This is a genomic window from Stenotrophomonas maltophilia (assembly GCF_004920835.1).
GTDB lineage: Bacteria > Pseudomonadota > Gammaproteobacteria > Xanthomonadales > Xanthomonadaceae > Stenotrophomonas > Stenotrophomonas maltophilia_AQ.
This window is the reverse complement of sequence record NZ_QFHO01000002.1, coordinates 102,356-122,534: the sequence shown is the minus strand read 5'-3', so window position 1 is coordinate 122,534 and position 20,179 is coordinate 102,356. Positions and strand designations below refer to the sequence as shown.

Annotated in this window: 16 protein-coding genes and 1 pseudogene; 14 read left to right on the top strand and 3 right to left on the bottom strand. The window is 63.1% G+C overall.

Translation table 11 applies throughout. The features are described 5' to 3' along the window. The first annotated feature begins 317 nt into the window (after positions 1-317). The 10 genes from otnC to DI041_RS01995 all read left to right on the top strand — a co-directional run bounded on the left by otnC (position 318) and on the right by DI041_RS01995 (position 13,267). On the top strand, positions 318-968 hold the full coding sequence (gene otnC, locus DI041_RS02040; protein WP_136638687.1) for a 3-oxo-tetronate 4-phosphate decarboxylase: 651 nt from the start codon (positions 318-320) through the stop codon (positions 966-968). A gap of 166 nt (positions 969-1,134) precedes the next feature. Continuing rightward, complete coding sequence (locus DI041_RS02035) at positions 1,135-2,352, top strand: MFS transporter (protein ID WP_248298457.1); 1,218 nt, start codon at positions 1,135-1,137, stop codon at positions 2,350-2,352. A 26-nt stretch (positions 2,353-2,378) separates the two neighbouring features. Continuing rightward, positions 2,379-3,218 (top strand): 2-oxo-tetronate isomerase, encoded by an 840-nt coding sequence (gene otnI / locus DI041_RS02030; protein WP_136638685.1) that lies wholly within the window; start codon positions 2,379-2,381, stop codon positions 3,216-3,218. Further along, on the top strand, positions 3,215-4,186 hold the full coding sequence (gene denD / locus DI041_RS02025) for a D-erythronate dehydrogenase (RefSeq protein ID WP_136638684.1): 972 nt from the start codon (positions 3,215-3,217) through the stop codon (positions 4,184-4,186). The genes otnI and denD overlap by 4 nt, the downstream gene beginning before the upstream one ends. Before the next feature lie 101 nt (positions 4,187-4,287). Beyond that, complete coding sequence (otnK, locus tag DI041_RS02020) at positions 4,288-5,544, top strand: 3-oxo-tetronate kinase (RefSeq protein ID WP_136638683.1); 1,257 nt, start codon at positions 4,288-4,290, stop codon at positions 5,542-5,544. 157 nt (positions 5,545-5,701) lie between these two features. Continuing rightward, positions 5,702-6,088, top strand: coding sequence for a glycine zipper 2TM domain-containing protein (locus DI041_RS02015; protein WP_136638682.1), 387 nt, complete (start codon positions 5,702-5,704; stop codon positions 6,086-6,088). Between the two features lie 391 nt (positions 6,089-6,479). After that, the gene (locus DI041_RS02010; RefSeq protein WP_211195196.1) at positions 6,480-7,562 is read left to right on the top strand and encodes a calcium:cation antiporter; all 1,083 of its coding nucleotides are present in this window, start codon (positions 6,480-6,482) and stop codon (positions 7,560-7,562) included. Positions 7,563-7,715: 153 nt separating this feature from the next. Beyond that, entirely contained in the window at positions 7,716-9,089 is a 1,374-nt protein-coding gene (locus DI041_RS02005; RefSeq protein ID WP_136638680.1) for a M1 family metallopeptidase, read from the top strand. Between the two features lie 623 nt (positions 9,090-9,712). Continuing rightward, a complete protein-coding gene (locus DI041_RS02000; protein WP_248298450.1) occupies positions 9,713-10,060 on the top strand; it encodes a hypothetical protein in 348 nt (115 codons plus the stop codon). Then, positions 10,061-13,267 (top strand): zeta toxin family protein, encoded by a 3,207-nt coding sequence (locus DI041_RS01995; protein WP_282567767.1) that lies wholly within the window; start codon positions 10,061-10,063, stop codon positions 13,265-13,267. A 94-nt stretch (positions 13,268-13,361) separates the two neighbouring features. Here DI041_RS01995 and DI041_RS01990 read toward each other — a convergent pair. Continuing rightward, positions 13,362-14,095: pseudogene (locus DI041_RS01990) on the bottom strand (hypothetical protein). Positions 14,096-14,197: 102 nt separating this feature from the next. Here DI041_RS01990 and DI041_RS01985 point away from each other — a divergent pair. The 4 genes from DI041_RS01985 to DI041_RS01970 all read left to right on the top strand — a co-directional run bounded on the left by DI041_RS01985 (position 14,198) and on the right by DI041_RS01970 (position 18,417). After that, complete coding sequence (locus DI041_RS01985) at positions 14,198-14,542, top strand: LysR substrate-binding domain-containing protein (protein ID WP_248298449.1); 345 nt, start codon at positions 14,198-14,200, stop codon at positions 14,540-14,542. 844 nt (positions 14,543-15,386) lie between these two features. Beyond that, positions 15,387-16,370 carry a hypothetical protein gene (locus tag DI041_RS01980; protein ID WP_136638678.1) on the top strand — a complete coding sequence of 328 codons (984 nt, stop codon included), beginning with the start codon at positions 15,387-15,389 and terminating at the stop codon, positions 16,368-16,370. A 73-nt stretch (positions 16,371-16,443) separates the two neighbouring features. After that, the gene (locus DI041_RS01975; RefSeq protein ID WP_136640129.1) at positions 16,444-17,919 is read left to right on the top strand and encodes an amino acid permease; all 1,476 of its coding nucleotides are present in this window, start codon (positions 16,444-16,446) and stop codon (positions 17,917-17,919) included. A gap of 264 nt (positions 17,920-18,183) precedes the next feature. After that, the gene (locus DI041_RS01970; RefSeq protein ID WP_136639446.1) at positions 18,184-18,417 is read left to right on the top strand and encodes a hypothetical protein; all 234 of its coding nucleotides are present in this window, start codon (positions 18,184-18,186) and stop codon (positions 18,415-18,417) included. 49 nt (positions 18,418-18,466) lie between these two features. Here DI041_RS01970 and DI041_RS01965 read toward each other — a convergent pair whose 3' ends face one another. Both DI041_RS01965 and DI041_RS01960 read right to left on the bottom strand, forming a co-directional pair. After that, positions 18,467-19,204 carry a hypothetical protein gene (locus DI041_RS01965; RefSeq protein WP_136639447.1) on the bottom strand — a complete coding sequence of 246 codons (738 nt, stop codon included), beginning with the start codon at positions 19,202-19,204 and terminating at the stop codon, positions 18,467-18,469. Between the two features lie 98 nt (positions 19,205-19,302). Continuing rightward, positions 19,303-20,142: a type 1 glutamine amidotransferase domain-containing protein gene (locus DI041_RS01960; RefSeq protein WP_136639448.1), complete on the bottom strand. Its 840-nt coding sequence runs from the start codon at positions 20,140-20,142 to the stop codon at positions 19,303-19,305. Positions 20,143-20,179 lie beyond the last annotated feature (37 nt).

Here is a 20,179-nt window from a genome sequence, read left to right as displayed (position 1 = left end):
CTGCGCAATTGTGCAGATGTTGCGATTCATTTCAGTGCGCTCCCGTACAGCCCAATGCCGCATCGCGCGCCGTCACTGCGAGCCGCCACCATCCTCGAACGCTTGGCACAGGCCAATGCGCTGCGTACCGGTGCAACGACACACTTTTTCACGATCTTTCGGTTGGCGGCAGATTCGAACTGACATACACAGGCACTTCCGCAGATATCGGATGCATGCACGTGAAGCAGTGGGCAAGCGAGTTGTTGCTGTCGGTTCAGCGCAGGGACGCCGTCACCGGCGCTCGGCGATTCCCGTCTGCTCCGAGGCAGTGCTGAATGAGCACGCACGATCGCAACGAAGCACGCATCCGGGAGGAGATCTGCCGGGTCGGCACTCAACTTTTTGATCGAGGCTATACCGTAGGCGTGGCCGGCAACATCAGCGCGCGGTTGGACGACGGTTGGTTGATCACCCCCACCGACGCCTGCCTTGGCCAACTTGATCCGGCGGCACTTTCCAAGGTTGACCGCTCAGGCAACTGGCTCTCCGGGGAAAGGCCTTCCAAGACCCTGGTCCTGCACCAGGGCATCTATCACGGCAATCCCAACGCCGGCGGCGTCGTGCATACCCACTCCACACATCTGGTCGCCCTCACCCTCGCTGGGGTATGGCGCGAGCACGAAGTGCTGCCGCCCGTCACGCCCTACCAGGTCATGAAGGTCGGCCGCATACCGCTGATCCGCTACCAACGCCCCGGACACACTGCCGTTGCCCAGGAGGTTGCTGCACTGGCCAGACTGGTTCGTGGCGTACTGCTCGAGCGCCTGGGACCCGTGCTGTGGGGCCCCAGCGTGAGTCATGCCGCGTATGCGCTGGAAGAGTTCGAGGAAACCGCGCGGCTGTGGCTGATGACTCGTCCAAGGCCAGAGCCACTGGATGCCATCGCGCTGGCCGATCTACACGCCACGTTCGGGGTGCGATGGTGATCTCCGCCTCGCTCGGCCCACGCCATCCAATACAGCCCAGAGCCATGCTGCCCTTCGGAGACACTCGATGAGCCATCCGGTCACCGCCACTCCATCCTCGGATGCGGACATCCACATCGCCACACGCGCCTACGCGAAGGTCTTCTGGCGGTTGGTTCCGTTCCTGATGCTCTGCTACGTGATCGCCTATCTGGACCGGGTCAACGTGGGCTTTGCCAAGCTGCAGATGTCGCAGGACCTGGGGTTCAGTGAGGCGGTGTTCGGCCTCGGCGCAGGCGTCTTCTTCCTCGGCTACTTCCTGTTCGAGGTACCCAGCAACCTGCTGCTGCAACGTGTCGGAGCACGCCTGTGGATCGCCCGCATCATGGTGACCTGGGGCATCCTGTCGGCGATGTTCATGTTCGTTGAAACGCCAACGGGCTTCTATATCCTGCGTTTCCTGCTGGGTGTCGCAGAAGCGGGCTTCTACCCCGGCGTGATCCTGTACCTGACGTACTGGTACCCGGCGCAGCGTCGAGCGCGCATCATCGCACTTTTCATGTCAGCCATTCCGGTGGCCGGCATCTTCGGCAATCCGCTGTCCGGTTGGATAATGGAAGCCTTCCAGGGCGTCCACGGCCTGCAGGGCTGGCAATGGATGTTCGTGATCGAAGCAATACCCGCCATTGCCATCGGCTTCGTGACCGTGGCCTATCTGGACAACGGCATTGGCAGTGCAAAGTGGCTGAAAGAAGACGAGAAGCGCGTACTGGCCCACGCAATCAAAGTCGATCAATCGCTTTCGGGTACCCAGCAGCATTCATTGCGCGGGATCTTCACCGACAAGCGTGTCTGGTGGATGTGCCTCATCTACTTCACCTTTGTTGCCGGGCAGTATGGCCTGACGTTCTGGATGCCCACCCTGATCAGGTCCACTGGTGTGAGCAGCGCGCTGCACATCGGCCTGCTCAGTGCCATTCCTTTCCTCTGCGCCATTGTGGTGATGAACTTGCTGGGCCACAGCGCCGACCGTCATCGTGAACGTCGCTGGCACCTTATCGTGCCTGCACTGGCCGGTGCGGTTGGATTCACCGCCGCCGCTTCCTTCGCCGACAACACGGCCCTGTCGCTGGTCTTCCTGTCGCTGGCAGCGGCCGGCGTGCTCAGCTGCGCCCCACTGTTCTGGTCGCTGCCCACGGCCTTCCTCTCTGGGACCGCAGCCGCCGCAGGCATTGCCCTGGTCAATTCGGTGGGCAATCTGGCGGGCTTCGTCAGCCCTTACATGATCGGCTACCTGAAGGACGTGACCCACTCCACGCAGACCGGCATGCACGTGCTGGCCGGGCTGCTGGTGCTCGGCGCGATCGCCGTCTGGCTGACACCGGCACGTCTGGTTAATCGTTGACCTCTCCCGCTGGACAAGGAACACGTATGCCACGCCTGGCCGCGAACCTCAGCACCCTGTTCACCGAGCACCCATTCCTGCAGCGCTTCTCCGCTGCGGCAAGCGAAGGGTTCCAGGGCGTGGAGTTCCTGTTTCCCTACGAGCACGCGGTGGCCGAGATCCAATCACGATTGCAGGAGCATGGACTGCACCTGGTGCTGTTCAACACACCTCCCGGCGACTGGCACGCCGGTGAGCGCGGACTGGCGTCCCTGCCAGGCCGCGGAGACGATTTCCGCCGGGGCGTGCAGCAAGCGCTCGAGTATGCCGTCAGGCTCGGTAATCGCAATCTGCACGTCATGGCGGGCCTGCTGCGCAGCGACCAAGACCCGGACGCGCACCGGGCCATCTATCTGGAGAATCTCGCACATGCCGCGTCGGAAGCTGCAAGCGCCGGCATCACCGTACTGATCGAGCCGATTAACCCGCGCGACATGCCCGGCTACTTCCTCTCCCGGCAGGCCGAGGCCCACGCCATCCGCCGCGAACTCAACGTCGACAACCTGAAGGTGCAATTCGACAACTACCACTGCCAGATCGTCGAAGGCGACCTGACCATGTCCCTGCGCCGGGATATTGCCGGCATCGGCCACATCCAGATCGCCGGCGTCCCGGATCGCCACGAACCCGACCTGGGTGAAGTGAACTACGCCTACCTGTTCGAGCAGCTGGACACGCTCGGTTACCCGGGCTGGGTCGGGTGCGAGTACCACCCCAGAGCCGGAACGCGCCAAGGCCTGGGGTGGGCGCGCCCGTATCTGCGGCCCACGGGTACAAGCCCGGCGGTGGATACCCCATTGCCATCCCATCGAGGTTCCATCACATGAAAGTACTCATCACCGGCGGGGCCGGCTTCCTCGGCCAGCGCCTGGCTCGCAGGTTGCTCGCGAAAGGGCACCTCCGGATCGACGGCACGCAAGTGCCCATTACCCGCATCGACCTGCTCGATGTCGTCCCGGCCGATACTCTCGGCGAGCTCCGCGTCCGGGCTCGCGTCGGCGACATCGCCGATCAATCAACACTGCGCGACGCCATCGATGGCAATACACGGATCATCTTCCACCTGGCCGCCGTGGTCAGCGGCCAGGCCGAAGCAGACTTCGATCTGGGCATGCGCATCAATCTGGATGCATCGCGCCACCTGTTGGACGCCTGCCGCGACGCGGGCCATCGACCCCGGGTGATCTTCACCAGCTCGGTGGCCGTCTATGGTGGCGCCTTGCCCGACACCGTGCGTGACGACACCGCACTGCGCCCACAGTCGTCCTACGGCACGCAGAAGGCCATCGCCGAACTGCTACTGGCCGACTACACCCGGCGCGGCTTCGTCGATGGCCGCGTACTGCGCCTACCCACCATCAGCGTCCGTCCCGGCAGGGCCAATGCAGCGGCGTCCTCGTTCGCCAGCGGCATGATCCGCGAACCGCTCAACGGAGAGCCCGCCGCCTGCCCGGTCCATCCCCAAACCCGCCTCTGGCTGCTGTCCCCCCGCAGTGCCATCGCCGCATTGATTGCAGGCAGCGAACTGGATGCGGCGCGGCTCGACAACGGATCGCCCATCAATCTTCCGGGCGTCAGTGTCACCGCGTGCGAAATGGCGCAGGCGCTCCGCATCGTAGCGGGCGACGCCACCGCCGACCGTATCCGTTGGCAACCGGACGAGCGCATCGAACGGATCGTCGGCAGCTGGCCCGGACGCTGGGACACCACGCGCGCCCAAGCACTGGGATTGCGCGCCGACCCAGACTTCGAGTCCATCATCCGCGCCTACATGGATGACGACTTCATGCGCTGACTGCCTGTCTGCTGCCCAGAAGGTCCCTCCTCTGCCGAGTCCCATTCAACATGCGCCACGCCCCTTCCCATCGCACCGACGGAATCTCCGGCGGTGCGGCCATGCCACGCATCAAACTCGGCGGAATCGCCGACGATTTCACCGGTGCCACCGACCTGGCCAACAACCTCGTACGTGCCGGCATGCGGGTGGTGCTTGCACTCGGCGTGCCCGACAGTCCCCTCCGGGAAGCTACCGACGCAGTCATCATCGCGCTCAAGACGCGCAGTGTACCCGCCAGCGACGCCGTCCAGCAGTCGCTTGACGCTGCACAGTGGCTGCGCACCCAGGGTGCAGATCAGCTCTACTTCAAGTACTGCTCCACGTTCGACAGTACACCGCAGGGCAACATCGGGCCCGTCATCGATGCATTGATGCAGTACCTGGGTGCGGAGTTCACCATCGCTGCACCCGCGTTTCCGGACAACCAGCGCACGGTGTTCAAAGGGCATCTATTCGTGGGTAACGCGCTGCTGAGCGAGTCCGGCATGCAGCATCACCCGCTTACGCCGATGACCGATGCCAATCTCGTGCGCGTGCTCGGTGCGCAGACCCGGCGGCGGGTTGGGCTGCTACCGCATTCGGTCGTCGCCGGTGGCGGCGCAGCCATACGCGAGGCGCTGTCCAGACTGCAGGCAGAGGGCGTGGAGATCGCCATCGTCGATACCCTGGACAACCAGGATATGGAACGGCTGGCACCGGCACTGAAGGATCTTCCACTCATCACCGCGGCGTCCGGGATTGCCCTTCACCTGCCCGCGAACTGGAACCTGCAGCCCGAAGGTACCGCACTGCCCGCGCGCGCAACGGGACCGTGCGCCCTGCTAGCCGGAAGCTGCTCCAAAGCCACACGTGGGCAGATCGCCACGTTCATCGCCGCCGGGCATCCTGCGCTCGCGCTGGATCCACTGCGCATTGCCGCAGGCGAAGACGTCGCGAGTGAAGCCCTGCGCTGGGCCATGCAGCATGCCGGCCACACGCCTGCTCTGATCTATTCAACCGCATCTCCCGAGGATGTACGCCGCGTACAGGCGCAGGACGGCACAGGACAGCTTGGCGCCCTGATCGAAGCCGAGATCGCCCGGATCGCCTGCGGCCTGGTCAAGCGCGGCGTGCGTCGGCTGGTGGTGGCTGGCGGCGAGACGTCCGGCGCCGTCGTACAGGCGCTTCGGCTTGAACAGCTCCAGGTCGGCGAGCAGATCGACCCCGGTGTTCCCTGGTGCACCGGCCATTCGGCAATCGCGGGAACGTCGATCAGCATCGCGCTCAAATCCGGCAATTTCGGCTCACCGGAGTTCTTCCTAAAAGCGTTGGGCTAGCGAGCCCATTCTTCCGGCAGCCAGATGAATACCCGCAGCGGGCCTCGGGCCAGGGCAATGTTCCGACAATGTTGAGTCACCAGCGTCATACCTGCAGGAACCGGGTGCCTGCGTACTCCCCATCCAACGTGGCACACACCTCCCAGGAGATCCGAACATGACCAGTACTTCCGCGCCCCGCTTCCGTGGTCTGGCGATAACGTTGGCACTGCTTGCTGGCATCGCGGCAGCCGGCAATGCCAGCGCACTGTCAAAGAAGGACAAGCACACCATCGCCGGTGCGGTGGTAGGCGGCATTGCGGGCCACATGCTCTCTAACGGCGACCCTGCAGCCACCGTCGGCGGCGCCGTAGCGGGCGGTGCCATCGGCAACCTGTCCACGTCGCATGGCAATGATCGTCGCCATGACCGCTACGATCGCCGCGACTACCGCAGTAGCCAGCATGACCGTGGCCATGATCGCCGTTGGCAGCGCGATCGCCACTACGGCAACCGCCACCATGGCCGGGGCCACAGCCAGCGGCAACGCAACCACGGGCGCTAGTGGTGTTCCTGGCCGACGTGAAGGTGTAACAGACGGCCGGGGAGATTCCTGGCCGTCTCTGCAAGCAACATCGTGCCAAAGATTACAAATGTGATTTTTTTGAATGCAGCGCACATTCACGCTAGCCTGCCTGCGCCGTCAGAACAATCAACACCGGCGGGAAATCAGGCAGACACGATGCTAGGCAGCTGTCCACGCCCGATCTCCTGCGAGCAGGACAACCACTCCGTCAGGCGTCTGTGCCGACGATGAAGCGCGCCACACCTCTGTCACCGGGCATCACGACCATCACATGACAAGAAAGAACAGTGCCAAGGCACATCCCCCCATATCTTCGCTTCTCCCACCACGCAGCATCGCCCTGCTGCTTGGCGCATGGAGTGTCGTGGTCGTGTTCACGCTCTGGGGGCCGGGCTGGATGGGAGCAGGACTCACACCGGCCATCGCGGGCGGAATCTTCCTCGCACTGTTCGCCACGATCCTGGCCGCATCGTTCGGCGTGGTCGGCGAGGCCGATCATCTTGCCGAGGCACTTGGTGAGCCCTACGGAACGTTGATCCTCACACTTGCCATCGTGCTCATTGAAGTTGTACTCATCGTCTCGGTGCTGCTGGGTCCCGGCGACAACCCGACTATTGGCCGCGATTCCATCTTCGCGGTCATGATGATCATCATGAACCTGGTACTGGGCGCCTGCCTCATCGGTGGCGCCCGCAATGGTGATCAGGAGTACAACGCACAGGGTGCCATTACCTACCTGTCGATGATCATGGTACTGACCGGCATGACGCTGATTCTGCCGAAGTACACCGGCACCGGGAACACCTTCACCAATGCTCAGGCGATAGGCATCACGGCCATTACCGTATTTGTCTACGTCGTCTTCCTCTGGATGCAGATGAGGAGCCGAAGGCACTACTTCATCCAACCGCCCATTGGGCAGATGATGGTCATGCCGGCAATGCGTGGAGAGCTCCGCGGACCGGCCACGCCGAAGGCTCCGGTGAGCGCGGCTACCCGGCGTACCCTGCTGGCGCGTTCCATCCTTCTGGTCAGCCTGATCCTGCCCATCGTGTTGCTGGCGCACCACCTGGCAGTGGTCACCGACTACGGCATCGCCGCGCTCGACGCACCGGCCGCAGCGGGTGGCGTGCTGATCGCCATCATTGTCTTCACCCCGGAGTCGATCACCGCCATCAAGGCAGCGATGAACAATGAAATGCAAAGGGCCATCAATCTCTGCCTGGGCGCCTTCGTATCGACCGTGGGGCTTACCGTGCCCGCCATCCTGGTCATTGGGCTGCTCACCGGAAAGCGGGTCATCATGGGCATATCGGACATGGAAGTTGCGCTGCTGGCGATCACCTTGTTCCTGACTGCACAGACACTCAACGGCCAGCGCGCGTCTCCCATCCAAGGCTTCCTGCACATCTCCGTGTTCTGCCTGTTCGGCCTACTGCTGTTCCATTCGTAACCGCATCGCACGTGTTCCATAGGGAGCACATGCCGTTCGAGCCCTGCCCCAGGCCACGGCATTCCGCCAGAGCCACATGTCCGGGTGGCTAGCCGGCATTCGGGCGGGTTTGCGTTGGCGCTATAGTCAACGCACTCCACCACGGATGGCCCGATGAACCCCTGCAAAGCCCTGCTGCCCGCCGTTGTTGCCGCACTGCTCGCCCCTGCCACCAGCCTGGCTGCGCCGCCTGCTCAGGACGCGACGCCACTCACCACCGGCAGCGTGCGAGTGGATATAGCGACCGGCCGCGTGGAAGGCGATGTCTGCGTGTCCAATCGACCTGCCGATTCCCTCGGCACCTTCGTGCTCAACGCCGGCCTGAACGTCGCGCGGGTGACCGATGCCGATGGCGCGCCGCTGGACTTCGAAGGCTGGTACGACCCCGGCGTGGATGGCGAGGCGCGCGTGTACACCGTGACCAAGCCACCCGCCACGCTCTGCGTGCAGTATGTGGGCGCCTTCCCGGTCTATGCCCGGCACGATGCCCCGACCGACTTCAAGGGCCTGATGGCCTTCAACGGCGACAGCGCCCGCTTCACCGAACAGTCCGCATGGCTGCCGCAGGCGTTCGACCCCAAGGCACGCCTGCGCAGCAGCGAAAGCCGCTACGACCTGCAGGTGGACTGCAGCGGTTGCCGCTTCCTGTATATCAACGGCAGCCCGGCCATCGAAGGCGCGCAGGGGCGATTCCGCAGCGACAACGCGCGGCCCATCCTCCTCTTCGGCGGTAGCGGCCCCATCACCCGCACCGCGCAGGTCACGATCCTCAACGAGACCCTGCCCCCGGCGAAGGTCGATGCACTGTCCAGCACGGTGCAGAAGATAGCCGGCGTGCACAGCCGCTACATGGGCGTGCCGCTGGCCGACCGCCCCACCTTCCTGCGCATGGTCACGCTCAACCAGATCGAGCGAGACCGCGAGGGCAGCGAATGGGGCTTTGCCACCTGGCCGACCATCGCCATGAGCGGCAGCATCGGCAACGTGGCCGATTCACTGCTGGCCGGTGGCGAGAAGGCCGAGCGACGCGTGCAGTACATCGCACACGAAATGGGCCATTACTACTTCGGCACGCTCAATCGTCCGCAGGGACCGTACTTCTGGGTGCTGCTGGAGTCTAGCGCCGAGTTCCTCTCGATCAAGGCGCTGCGCGAGATCAGTGGCGATACCGCGGCGGATCGCTACATCGCGCGACTGCAATCGGCCATCGAAATGCAGGAGAAGCCGCTGCCGGCGTTCGATGCCATCGACGGCAACTCGGATCTGGGCGAGATGTATCGCTACGTCTATGCCCCCTTGCTGTTGCTCTCGTTGGAGAAGCAGGTGGGCGAAGCGAAGATGCAGGCCTTCATGCGTGGGCTGCTGGCCTCGCCTTCGCCGAGGAACTGGGCGGAGCTGCAAGGCATTGCGATGAAGGCCGGCATCGATGCCAAGGTCTGGGAGCATTGGCGGGCAAGCTGTGTGGCAGGTGGCAAGTCAAGCTGTTGACCCACGCCACGCGTGCATTCCCCCCCCTTAACGTCCGCACATCTGAATCATTCAGATCCGTGTCCAAGTGCACGGTGCCAACGCACCCTATCGATGTCGCAAATGACATTGGACTCGCCGAGGCATGCACGGATATTCTCGAATCCGCATGGATATTCAAAAGAGGTGGCAGTCATGGCTTTCGCCTCCCCTCCTGTTCCGGCGAAGCTCCGGGAAATGCTCAAGGACTATCCAGAGCACATCGAACAGCTACAGCAAGCTCTCATTTCAGTGAGCCATGGGCGACAGAGTTACGCCCCATCCTTTGATGGCCGCAGTATGGTTATTGGAGGACTGTTTCACAGGCTATTTCGCCGAAGCACGAGGTGAACTAGCAACTGCCGAAGCTTCAGGCGACCCGAAGGCAATTGCACAGTCCCAATAAAAGGAAAATCTCATTCCTTTGCGATATCCAGCAACATTGGCATGGTCAGACTCAGCGATCTCAGGAAGTACATCGAGCTTCATTCAAGAGGCGACTAGCGGAACCTTCTGATAGTCGAATGGCCATGGGGGCATTGAACTTGCCATTACAAGTGCAGATACTCATGGAAGCGCGTCAGGCCGCTGAATAGGTACCTACCATGCCGCAATCCTACCCTCCCGTTCCGGCGAAGCTTCGAGAGATGCTCAGAGACTACCCAGAGCACATCAAGAGCCTGCAGGAAGCGCTCAATTCGGTGAGCAACCGACGCATAAAGTCCCTGCCGCCATTTGAGGATGCAGTGTGGAAGTTGGAGGACTGTCTCGACGGATTCATCAATGACGCTCAAGGTGAGCTGACTGCAGCTCGGGCATCCGGTAATACGCAATCCATTGCAGCGGCTGACGAGAAATTCAAACTAATGTTCCGAGCGCGCTCCGGCAACGGCGGAATGAAAGGCCTCCATGAACTATACGAGTATTTCAAGGGATCGGGAGAACAGCCCTAAGTGGATACTCCCCATCCGCGATTGAGTCCAGAGGAACATTCTGCTCGCCTCAGGGATGTCATCCTTCCGGAATCTCGTTTGGACCAAGTCACAAGCCAGCTGATGCCTCGAGCCATCGTTCTGGCCGGGCAACCTGGCGCGGGTAAGGGTGGACTGGTCACCGCTGTTGAGTTTGAGCTTTCCGATGACGTTGTAAAGGTCGATCCTGACGAGCTTCGCGGCGCTCATCCTGATGCTCGACTCCTGCGCCAGCAGCACCCGTACACGTGGGCCGGCCACACACATGAAGACGCCAGCCAATGGGCCAAGGAGCTTCGTTCGGCAGCAGTAGAGGGGCATAGGAATCTTATCCTCGACACCACGCTTGGCAATGGTGACAGCGCGGTCTCATTGATCAAGGACCTTCAGGCGAATGGCTACGACGTAGAGATTCGAGGCGTCGTGGCGCATCGGCTGGAAAGTGAACTTGGCGTGGATGCCCGCTTTTCCAACTCTCTGGATAACAGAGGCTTCGGCCGCTATGTCCCCGAAGACGTGCGCAAACACGTTTACGATGCCCTGCCCGGAAATCTGGACAAGGTCCAGGCCGAGACCGGCATCCAGATTCGGCTCTACGGACGCGAAGGCGCTCAGGTCTACGACAGCCATAGCGATACCCGCCCACCGGGCGCAGCGCTGGAAGCCGAACGCGAAGCTCGGCTGAAAGACCCTCGAATCACCCAAGCACTGCGCGATGGCTGGCGCGCGCAGGGCCGCTGGCACGCCGAACTTACGGACACCCTGCCACTCAACGACAAGGTCAGTCCGCCAACAGCGGCAGCCGTTTTCGATGAGCGCGCAACGCTCAAGGTTGTTGAAGGCATAACGCCCAACATCCAGGAAGCACGCGGCATCGACCACACCATCCGCGTGCGTCCAAACATGGTGCGGGGTGCCGTCATCGGTGGTGCCGCAGCGACGGTCGTTGAAGCCGCCACGGAAGGAACAAAGATTGCCGACCTGTACGCGCGCGACAACCGGACGGGCGCGGAAGCCGCGCTGCTGGACTTCGGAGCACGCAGCGTCGGCGGTTGGACCGGCGCGGCAGTGGGCGTCAAGGTCGGTACGCTGCTGGGCATCGAGTCCGGCCCTGGCGCCATTGTCACCGGCATCATTGGTGGCGGGTTAGGCGCATGGGGTGGCAGTGAGATCGTCGATTGGATCGAGAAATACCAGATCAATAACCAGGCCGACAGCACCGGCAGGATCTGGACGTTTGATCCGGCGAACCCTGAAAAGGGCTGGACGCACAGCGAACGGGAAATCATAGGCACCGTCGGCACCCTTGCGGATCGCCCGATCTACGGCGCAACCACGTTGCTTACTTCCGATGCCGAATTGACCCAGCAACTGAACTACCAGGCCTCAAGCCGGGCCGTCGGGCTGCGGCTGTCCGAGCCTGATCAACCGATCAATCCCTTCAGCATTGCCGGCGACGCCAGCGATACACCCAGCGTTCTTCCACGTTCCTGGGAGCGCAACCCGGAGAATGGCGAATGGCGGCGCGAGGTCGTCCATCAGGTCCTCGAGCACGGCATCAAGAACACCACAGTAGAAGTGGCCGATGCCACCAAGGCCGCCCGGCTTGATGAAGCCGCACAGGGCATCATGGCCTTCAACGCCGCCCGTAGTTCAGCTGCATTCGCCAAGCAGTACGAACAGGCCTACACCGCACAGGGCTGGTCCCAGTATGGAGCGATTCCTGATGAAGTGATCTGGACCCGGGACCATCCCGATCACGTACTGGCATCCGATGGACGCACCTATCAGCACCAGGGCGATGGCGAGTGGCTGCATGACGGCTGGATCTACGATTCGCTGGCCGAGGGCAACGTCCGCGACGAGTTGAACAGCACCTACCGACAGATCCGCGCCATTCAACAGATGGAGGCGCCGGTACCCAGTGCCCACGAGCGTCGTATCGAGGCACTGACCGTCAACGAGCGCGATGCCCACGACCAAGCCATGCAGGAAGCCAATCGACTGGGTGTCGCTGCACCGCAGGCGCAGCAGGTGGCCGCCGCTGCCGTGGCTGAGGTTCGCGGCGAGCACGCCAAAGAACGCCTGACCCCGCAAGCGGTGATCGATGCGCGCACCGATGAGCAGGCTGCACTGCCGCCCAGCGCGCCGCCTCTGGCGCAGGAACATCGTACCTCTACGCCTGCAGCGCCAATGCCATCGGATCGTACGGAACCCGTACAGGAAACGGCTCGCCGCGAAGCGCCACGACCGGAGCCGACCACAGTCGCAACGCCCCCGGCATCGAAAGAGTCAAACGAACGGCAAGCGCATACCGAGGTAAACCCTCCCGCGCATTCGATGCCGGCTGCCCCGGTGCCGTCACCCGGCATTCCCTCGGCTGAGCAATTTCAGGCCGAGCCCAAAGCGAGCGCGCTACCTACGCCGGGTGTCGGGCACCCCGCTCCTGCGCAGGAGCCCATTGCGACTGACAGCCACTCCCCGGCCCCGTCGATCCATACCGACGTGGCTGACGCCGCGCCGGTTACTGCTCGCCTCCAAGAGGCCGAAGCAACGCCTGCGCCAATCCAGCTTGAGCCAGACATTCCAGCCAACCTCGCAGCAGCCGAGCCCGCTGCACCCGCGCTGGCAACAGACGCCGCGTCCAAGGTCTCTGAGCACGAGCCTCCTTACACGCCACCTCCAGCGGAAGCACCGGTAGCACCGCCACCAAGCACAACGACCCAGCAAGAACCAGAAGTACCTCCCTCTCCCCTGCTACCCACCCAGCCGGAGCATCCCGATCACGCCCTCTACCAACAGGTACGCGAAGGCGTGGCGACGTTGGATGCAAAGCACGGCCGCACCTTCGACGAAGCCAGCGAGCGTATGACCGCCAGCCTGCTGGTGCTGGCCAAGGACAACGACCTGGACCGCGTCGACCACGTGCTGCTGAGTAATGCCACCGCAGACAAACCCGCCGGCCACACCCTGTTCGTGGTCCAGGGCGAGCCCAGCGATCCCGCACACCAGCGCGCTGCAATGCCGACCGAGCTGGCCGCGCAGACCTCGGTTGAGGAGTCAATGCAGCAGTTCGATGCGGTTAGCCGCGAAGCGCAGCAACGTGCCATCGCCAACCAGCTTGAGCAGCAGCTTGAAGACCAGCGCGTCCAGCACGATATCCAGATCCGCGCCGCCAGTATGGGCTGACCGAACTTACAGCGTTGCGTGGATGCTTTGCCCTACCCCGCGCCCGATTGCTTCAGTAGATCCACGCCACGCGTGGATGCTTCTCCTCAACCCATCACTTCCAATGATCCGGCCCCAGGAACTGCAGGCTCAACACAAACACCGGAACCGCCACAGGCACCAACGCCGCGCCCAGCACCTTCCCGGCCGCCGTCCCAACCCCCGGCTTGTCTGTATCCTCCGGCTGGATCCGCTCTGCCCGCGCAATGATTGACTGCGTCAGCTTCGCCTTCGCCGCCAGCGCAGCAGCATCCGGCAACTTCACCCGCTCGCCGTCGCCCCCGAACTGCGCGCTGTAATAGCTGCCACCCTTCTTGAAAGATTGCAGGCACGATCAAACGCCAGCGCATAACGGCTCCGATCCTGCGGTAGGTAGTAGCGCGCGCGCTCATCCACATACTTCGCCTCGCGTGGGATCACCTCAATCCGCTCTAGCTTGAACTGCGCGGCCTGTTCCGGAGTCACCTGCTCCGGCCGGAGCAGCAGCGCATAGCTGCCGTGCACCTTGGCCTTGTTGGCCGGGTCGCGCCAATCCTCATGGAAGTACATCTGCGCGCAGGCCACCGCCTCGCGCAGCGGACTGTCCATCAGCGCGCGGTACTCGCGGAACGGCGCGGCATTGAAACGCATCGGTTCCTCAAAGCGCGGCAACAGGTACAGCTGGCCGTCGTCGGCCACGAACGCACCCGTGATCTCGCGGCTTGAGGTGTGCTCCTCCTGGCCACTGGCACAGCCAGAGAGCAGAGCCGGGCACAGGGCGGAGAAGGTGAAGAGGACGGACGTTCGCATGTCGTCGTGAATGGCTTTCGTGGAAACAAGGCCTCGTCTTACCTGATGATCAGAGCCGGGCGCCATGGTGCCATGTGGTCCATCAGGCTCCAAGTTGAGTCGGTGAAACTTAGTGTGGTCGACAAGGGCCTGACCGACGCCGGGCGGCTCTATCTGGAACTCGTGCGCACGGCCTTCGGCCCGCTGGACGATGCCGAGCGCGACGTGCAGGGCCAAGACGGCGCGCTGGCCGGCCGCGTGCGCCTGAGCGTGCGCACCGCCTATGGCCACTACCGGCTGCCGCCAGTACTGGCGCACTTTGCGCAGCAGTACCCGCAGCAGGTGGAACTGAATATCACCAATCGCAACGTGAACCTGGTGGCCGAAGGCTTCGACCTGGCCATCCGCCTGAGCCAGCTGCCGGAGTGGCTGCGCCGGATTGCCTGCGACGCCGTAGACACTGGATGACCTGCAGCAGCACCTGTGCCTGCCCATCGTGATGCCCGCGCACTGCCGCTACAGCCTCAGGCAGAGCGGAATCAGTTGGATCTGTTGCGGAAGGCCCTAGTGACCCCTGCTGGTAAGCAGGCACAGGTGCGCCGCCTGACCGGATTGAACTTGCGCACTGCCATCACCTGCATGCGGTGATGGCACCAGGCGTCGATGCTGGCTACATGTTGACCACAACTCCATCCGAGCAGCAGGAACATGGGAGTCGGCTGCTGGCTTACTACCAGGGGCATCGACTGAACTACAGCATGCGGCCACGCTTATGCTGAGCACGGACGAAAGAGAGACCCCGACAAGAACGGTGTGGCCGCGAATGGTTTAGCCCGGAGCTCCGGACCGAATGGGCACCGTCGCTTCACCATGCAACGAACGTGATCATATTGATGACCCATTGAGTCCCTGAGGCAACATCAACCAGCTGAATAGGCGGGCTAGTACCAATAGGCTATTGGCGTGTACGAACCTGACGTGCAGCCGCGCACATTGGTCGCCTGCTGGCCACATCGTGACAGGTGACGACACCCCGGCACGGAGATCACCGCCAGCCTCTCACACCCAAAGGCCGTACTCGGTACATAGAAGGAATCGGTGTGACTGAGTGACGGCGTGATCGCTTGTCGCCGTGACCCGTGTTGCGTTCTTGACGGGCCCACCTTGCACATGTTGCGTCACCAACATCAGTCAAGAGCGCACCAGATTTCTCCAGCAGGTTTGTGAATTGTATTCACCACACGCGCATCCGAAGGTAGTCGGGCTTAAAGCAGATTTGACACTGAGCCCTTACCCACAAGGAAAAGCCTGTATGCGCAGATCTTCATCTCTCGCAACCTTGATCGTTGCATTGTTCAATGCACCTCAGGCGATGGCCGCTCCTTCGGAGCGCGATCTGAAGACCGTCAATTTCACAGGACCGTTGATCACTCCGAATCCTGCCGGAGTACGGAAAGGCAATTGGTATATCCAACCCTATCTAGTTCGCACCGACAGCAAGAGGATCTTTGATGATGCTGGCAAGAGGCAGCGTCTCGAAGTGGACAGCGGCGATTGGTCGCTGTTGCTGCCGATGTCCTATGGAGTGAGCGAACGGCTTACCGGCCAGATCAGTCTCGCGGCAGTTCGCGCGGAGTCAGGTAGCGATCGCAGTGATGGATTCCGAATGACCGGCAGCAGCGCCGGCCTGCTTTACTTGTTGCAACAACCCAGTACCGATGGCACGCGGCCAGCGATATCCGTGTCACTAACGCAACGCTTCGCCACAGGCAACCATGATCGCATCACCGATAACGCACTGAATGCACAAGGCGATGGCGTTCAACGCACAACACTAGGCCTGGGTATTCAACAGATCATCTGGATGAAGAATGAAAGACCACTGCGCTGGCGAGCTCACTTCAGCGTAAGCCCCACACCCGAACGCATCGCCATCTCTGGTGCCAGCATCTACGGCACCCCACCCGGCTTCCAGGGCAGCATGGCCCGCGGCTCCGTACTGAGGGCATCGATTGGCGCCGAGTACAGCTTCAATCCGCGCTGGGTAGCGGTGATGGAAATCGCAGGGACTCGTGAGGGCCGTCAGAACCTGCGCGGTTATGTTCCTGCAACTGGAAATGGCATTCAACCCATCTACGAACAGCGACCTGCCAGCAGAAGCCTGAGCATGGCTCCGGCCCTGCAGTACCACTTCAATGCGTCAGTGGGGCTGATCGCCGGCGTCGAATTTACGCTGGATGGCCGCAACTCCGCTGACTTCATTCGCCCGCAGATCGCTTTAGGCATGTCCTTCTGACAGCTCCTTCCTAGCCTTCCAGGCCGTCGGCAACGATCGACAAACCGCCTGATTCGATCTCCAGGAGATACACATGTTGAAAGCCCTATTGAGAATCAAGCCACTCGAGCCGGTGGGGCACGTCGATGCTGGCGAACCCATCGAAGGCAGCCTGGACGGCGAAGCCACGTTGAAACGGACCCTCACGGCTAAACACCTCATCCTGCTTGGCGTGGGTGCGGTGATCGGCGCAGGCATCTTCGTGCTGACCGGCCAGGCTGCGGCCAACCACGCCGGCCCGGCAGTGATGCTGTCGTTCGTCATCGCCGGTTTCGCGTGCGCCCTGGCGGGCCTGTGCTACGCCGAGTTCGCAGCGATGATGCCGGTCTCCGGCAGTGCCTACTCCTATTCCTATGCCACCCTCGGCGAAGGCATGGCCTGGTTCATCGGCTGGTGCCTGGTGCTGGAGTACCTGTTCGCCTCGGCCTCGGTCGCGGTGGGCTGGTCGGCGTACCTGATCAGCTTCATCACCACCACGTTGCACATGCCGTTCCCGGATGCGCTCAGCGCAGCTCCCATTGCCTGGACCGGCAGCGAGTTCATCGCCTCGGGCAAGCTGTTCAACCTGCCGGCGGTGCTGATCGTCGCGGCGGTGTCCGGCCTGCTGTACGTGGGTGTGACCCAGTCGGCCTTCGTCAACGCGATCATCGTGGCGATCAAGGTCACCGTCATCTGCCTGTTCATCGGCATCGGCGCGGCCCACATCGATCCGGCCAACTGGCAACCGTTCATCCCGGAAAACACCGGCGTGGCGGGTGAGTTCGGTTGGAGCGGCGTGTTCCGTGCGGCAACGATCGTGTTCTTCGCCTACATCGGCTTCGATGCGGTCTCCACCGCCGCCGGCGAAACCAAGGACCCGCAGCGCAACATGCCGATCGGCCTGCTCGGCTCGCTGGCGGTATGCACCATTGTCTACATCATCGTCTGCGCGGTTCTGACCGGCATGATGCCGTACCACCTGCTGGGCACCGACAAGCCGGTAGCCACCGCGCTGGAGCCCTACCCGACCCTGGCCTGGCTGAAGACGCTGGTCGAGATCGGTGCCATCGCCGGCCTGTCCTCGGTGGTGCTGGTGATGATGATGGGCCAGACCCGCATCGCCTACACCATCTCCCGCGACGGCCTGCTGCCGAAGTTCTTCGGCAAGGTCCATGCCCGCTTCCGCACCCCGTACGTCGCCACCATCGTGGTCGGCGTGATCGCCGCCGCACTGGCCGGCCTGGTGCCGCTGAACGTGCTGGGCGAACTGGTGTCGATGGGTACCCTGCTGGCCTTCGCCACGGTCTGCATCGGGGTGCTGGTGCTGCGCTATTCCAAGCCGGACCTGCACCGCCCGTTCCGCGTGCCGGCGGTGTGGATCATCTGCCCGCTCGGCGCGGCCACTTGCCTGTTCCTGTTCTGGCAGGCCTTCGTGGTGCATTGGCACCTGTTCGTTGGCTGGACCCTGCTCGGCCTGCTGATCTACCTGGGCTACGGCATCCGCAACAGCAAGCTGGCCAAGTCCTCCTGATCCGCCTACGGGCCGGCCCTGCGCCGGCCCGTCCGTTCATATCGGCTTATCGGAAACGGAAACCCCTTTGGACACAGCGCCTGCGCCGGGCTCGTGCGCCGCGACTGGCCTGACTTCTCAAGCTTGGAGCCGGAACCGCTGCCACTCCCCATGGGATGAGTTTGGCGACGAAGTAGTCGGACGTCACCACCGGTCCTGATGTAGGTGGTGGCACCGATGCCGACACGCTGTGCCTTGACCGCACCTTCCACAGTAACGATGGTGATGCCGCGCCTGCCCGCCGTCATCAATGGCAAGGAGGCATTGATCCTGCTCGATACCGGTGCATCCACCCTGCTCGAGGCTTCGGGCATCAGCCTTCAGGGCTTTCCGCCAGAGGGAATGAGCCAACGACGTGCTGATGCATTCGTTGTCGTCGCTCGAACCGACACCGTTGCATACCTTCCAGCGCTGGCGAGTACGCTGCGTGCGGGTGGGAGGCCGAGGAGCAAGGCCTGAAGATCAGTAGATCCACGCCACGCGTGGATGCTTCGGCTTCAACGCCCCATCACTTCCAATGATCCGGCCCCAAAAACGGAAGGCTCAACACAAACACCGGAACCGCCACAGGAATCAGCGCCGCGCCCAGCACCTTCCCGGCCGCCGTCCCAACCCCCGGCTTGTCCGTATCGTCCGGCCGGATCCGCTCAGCCCGCGCGGTAATCGACTGCGGTAGCTTCGCCTTCGCGGCCAGCGCCGCAGCGTCCGGCAATTGCACCCGCTCGCCATCCCCCTCGAACAGCGCGCTGTAATAGCTGCCGCCCTTCCTGGAAAGATTGCAGTCCGGGTTGGCCGCCAGTTCGTAGCGGCTCCGGGCTTCAAGGATGTACGGTCGGCGCGTCAACTCGTCGATGGCCTTGGCCACCCGCGGGCTGATCTCCAACCGCTCCAGCTTGAACTGCGCCGCCTGCTCCGGCGTCACCTGCTCTGGCCGCAGCAGCAGCGCGTAGCTGCCATGCACCTTGCTCCTGTCGGCCGGCACGCGCCAGTCCTCACGGATGTACAACTGCGCGCAGACCACGGCCTGGCGCAACGGGCTGTCCATCAGCGCACGGTAGTCACGGAACGGCGCGGCGTCGAAGCGCATGGGCTCGTCATAGACAGGCAGCAGATACAGCTTGCCGTCGTCGGCCACGAACGCGCTGGTGATCTCGCGACTGTAATGGTGATACTCCGGCCCACTGGCGCAGCCAGACAGCAGAACCAGGCACAGCGCGGAGAGAATGAAGAGGACGGACGTTCGCATGTCGGAGTGAATGGCTTCCCTGGGTAACCGGCCTCGCCCATAAGAACGAAGCCGATCCACCATGGTGCCACGGCACCGCATGCGATGCAGAACCCGCCCTACTTCAACCGCTCAACCAATCGCTGCCCCACCGCCAGCGCCGAAGCCGGGTTCTGCCCGGTAATCAGCTCCCGATCCACCACCACATGCGCCGTCCACGGCGTGCTGTTGCTACTGAACCGCGCACCCGCCCGCTGCAACGCGGTCTGCGGGTAGAACTTCATCTCACCGCCGCCCAGCAGCGGCTTGGCCTGCTCTTCTTCCTGGTTGCTGATCACCGTCATCTGGTAGCCGCTGTAGATCCACTTCGGCGTGCCCGGCATCGCACCCGCCTCCAGCGTCGCCACGAAACCCGCAGCATCCGGCAGCGTGGACAGCAGCGCGATCGGCCCGTGGCAGACCAGCGCGGTGGTCTTGTTGCGCTGGTGGAAGTTGGCCAGCAGCCGGCCCAGCGCCGGGCTCTTCAGCAGGTCCTGCATCGGCGCGTGGCCACCGGGAATGTAGACCGCATCGAAACGCGCGTAGCCCTGCTGCTCGATGCGCGCCAGGCTGACCACCGGCGAGGCCGTCGGCGAGGTCAGCGCCAGTTTCTCCAGCAGGCCCTTGTGCAGCGTCAGCTGCGCGGCATCGTTGCCGAAGTACGCCGGCGTCACCGAGGACGCGTCCACCGTCGGCGCCCGCCCCTGCGGCGTGGCGAAGGTCACCTCGTGGCCCGCGTCCAGCAGCAGCTTGACCGGCTGCATCAGCTCGTTGAGATAGAAGCCGGTGGACAGCACCTTGCCGTCCTTCAGGTCCAGGTGGTTTTCGTCGGACAGCACCACCAGCACGTTGGCGGCCTGCGCGCCGGTCGCGGCCAAGGTCAGGGCCAGCGCTGCGGCCAGCCGGGTCATCAGGTTCATGGGGGAGCTCCTATCGGGGAATGGCGGCCACTTTATT

What these genes read in the sequence shown, in the direction of transcription:
- otnC (WP_136638687.1), top strand. Translation starts at nt 318, where the DNA reads ATGAGCACGCACGATCGCAACGAAGCACGCATCCGGGAGGAGATCTGC.
- DI041_RS02035 (WP_248298457.1), top strand. Translation starts at nt 1,135, where the DNA reads ATGCTCTGCTACGTGATCGCCTATCTGGACCGGGTCAACGTGGGCTTT.
- otnI (WP_136638685.1), top strand. Translation starts at nt 2,379, where the DNA reads ATGCCACGCCTGGCCGCGAACCTCAGCACCCTGTTCACCGAGCACCCA.
- denD (WP_136638684.1), top strand. Translation starts at nt 3,215, where the DNA reads ATGAAAGTACTCATCACCGGCGGGGCCGGCTTCCTCGGCCAGCGCCTG.
- otnK (WP_136638683.1), top strand. Translation starts at nt 4,288, where the DNA reads ATGCCACGCATCAAACTCGGCGGAATCGCCGACGATTTCACCGGTGCC.
- DI041_RS02015 (WP_136638682.1), top strand. Translation starts at nt 5,702, where the DNA reads ATGACCAGTACTTCCGCGCCCCGCTTCCGTGGTCTGGCGATAACGTTG.
- DI041_RS02005 (WP_136638680.1), top strand. Translation starts at nt 7,716, where the DNA reads ATGAACCCCTGCAAAGCCCTGCTGCCCGCCGTTGTTGCCGCACTGCTC.
- DI041_RS02000 (WP_248298450.1), top strand. Translation starts at nt 9,713, where the DNA reads ATGCCGCAATCCTACCCTCCCGTTCCGGCGAAGCTTCGAGAGATGCTC.
- DI041_RS01980 (WP_136638678.1), top strand. Translation starts at nt 15,387, where the DNA reads ATGCGCAGATCTTCATCTCTCGCAACCTTGATCGTTGCATTGTTCAAT.
- DI041_RS01975 (WP_136640129.1), top strand. Translation starts at nt 16,444, where the DNA reads ATGTTGAAAGCCCTATTGAGAATCAAGCCACTCGAGCCGGTGGGGCAC.
- DI041_RS01970 (WP_136639446.1), top strand. Translation starts at nt 18,184, where the DNA reads ATGCCGCGCCTGCCCGCCGTCATCAATGGCAAGGAGGCATTGATCCTG.
- DI041_RS01965 (WP_136639447.1), bottom strand. Translation starts at nt 19,204, where the DNA reads ATGCGAACGTCCGTCCTCTTCATTCTCTCCGCGCTGTGCCTGGTTCTG.
- DI041_RS01960 (WP_136639448.1), bottom strand. Translation starts at nt 20,142, where the DNA reads ATGAACCTGATGACCCGGCTGGCCGCAGCGCTGGCCCTGACCTTGGCC.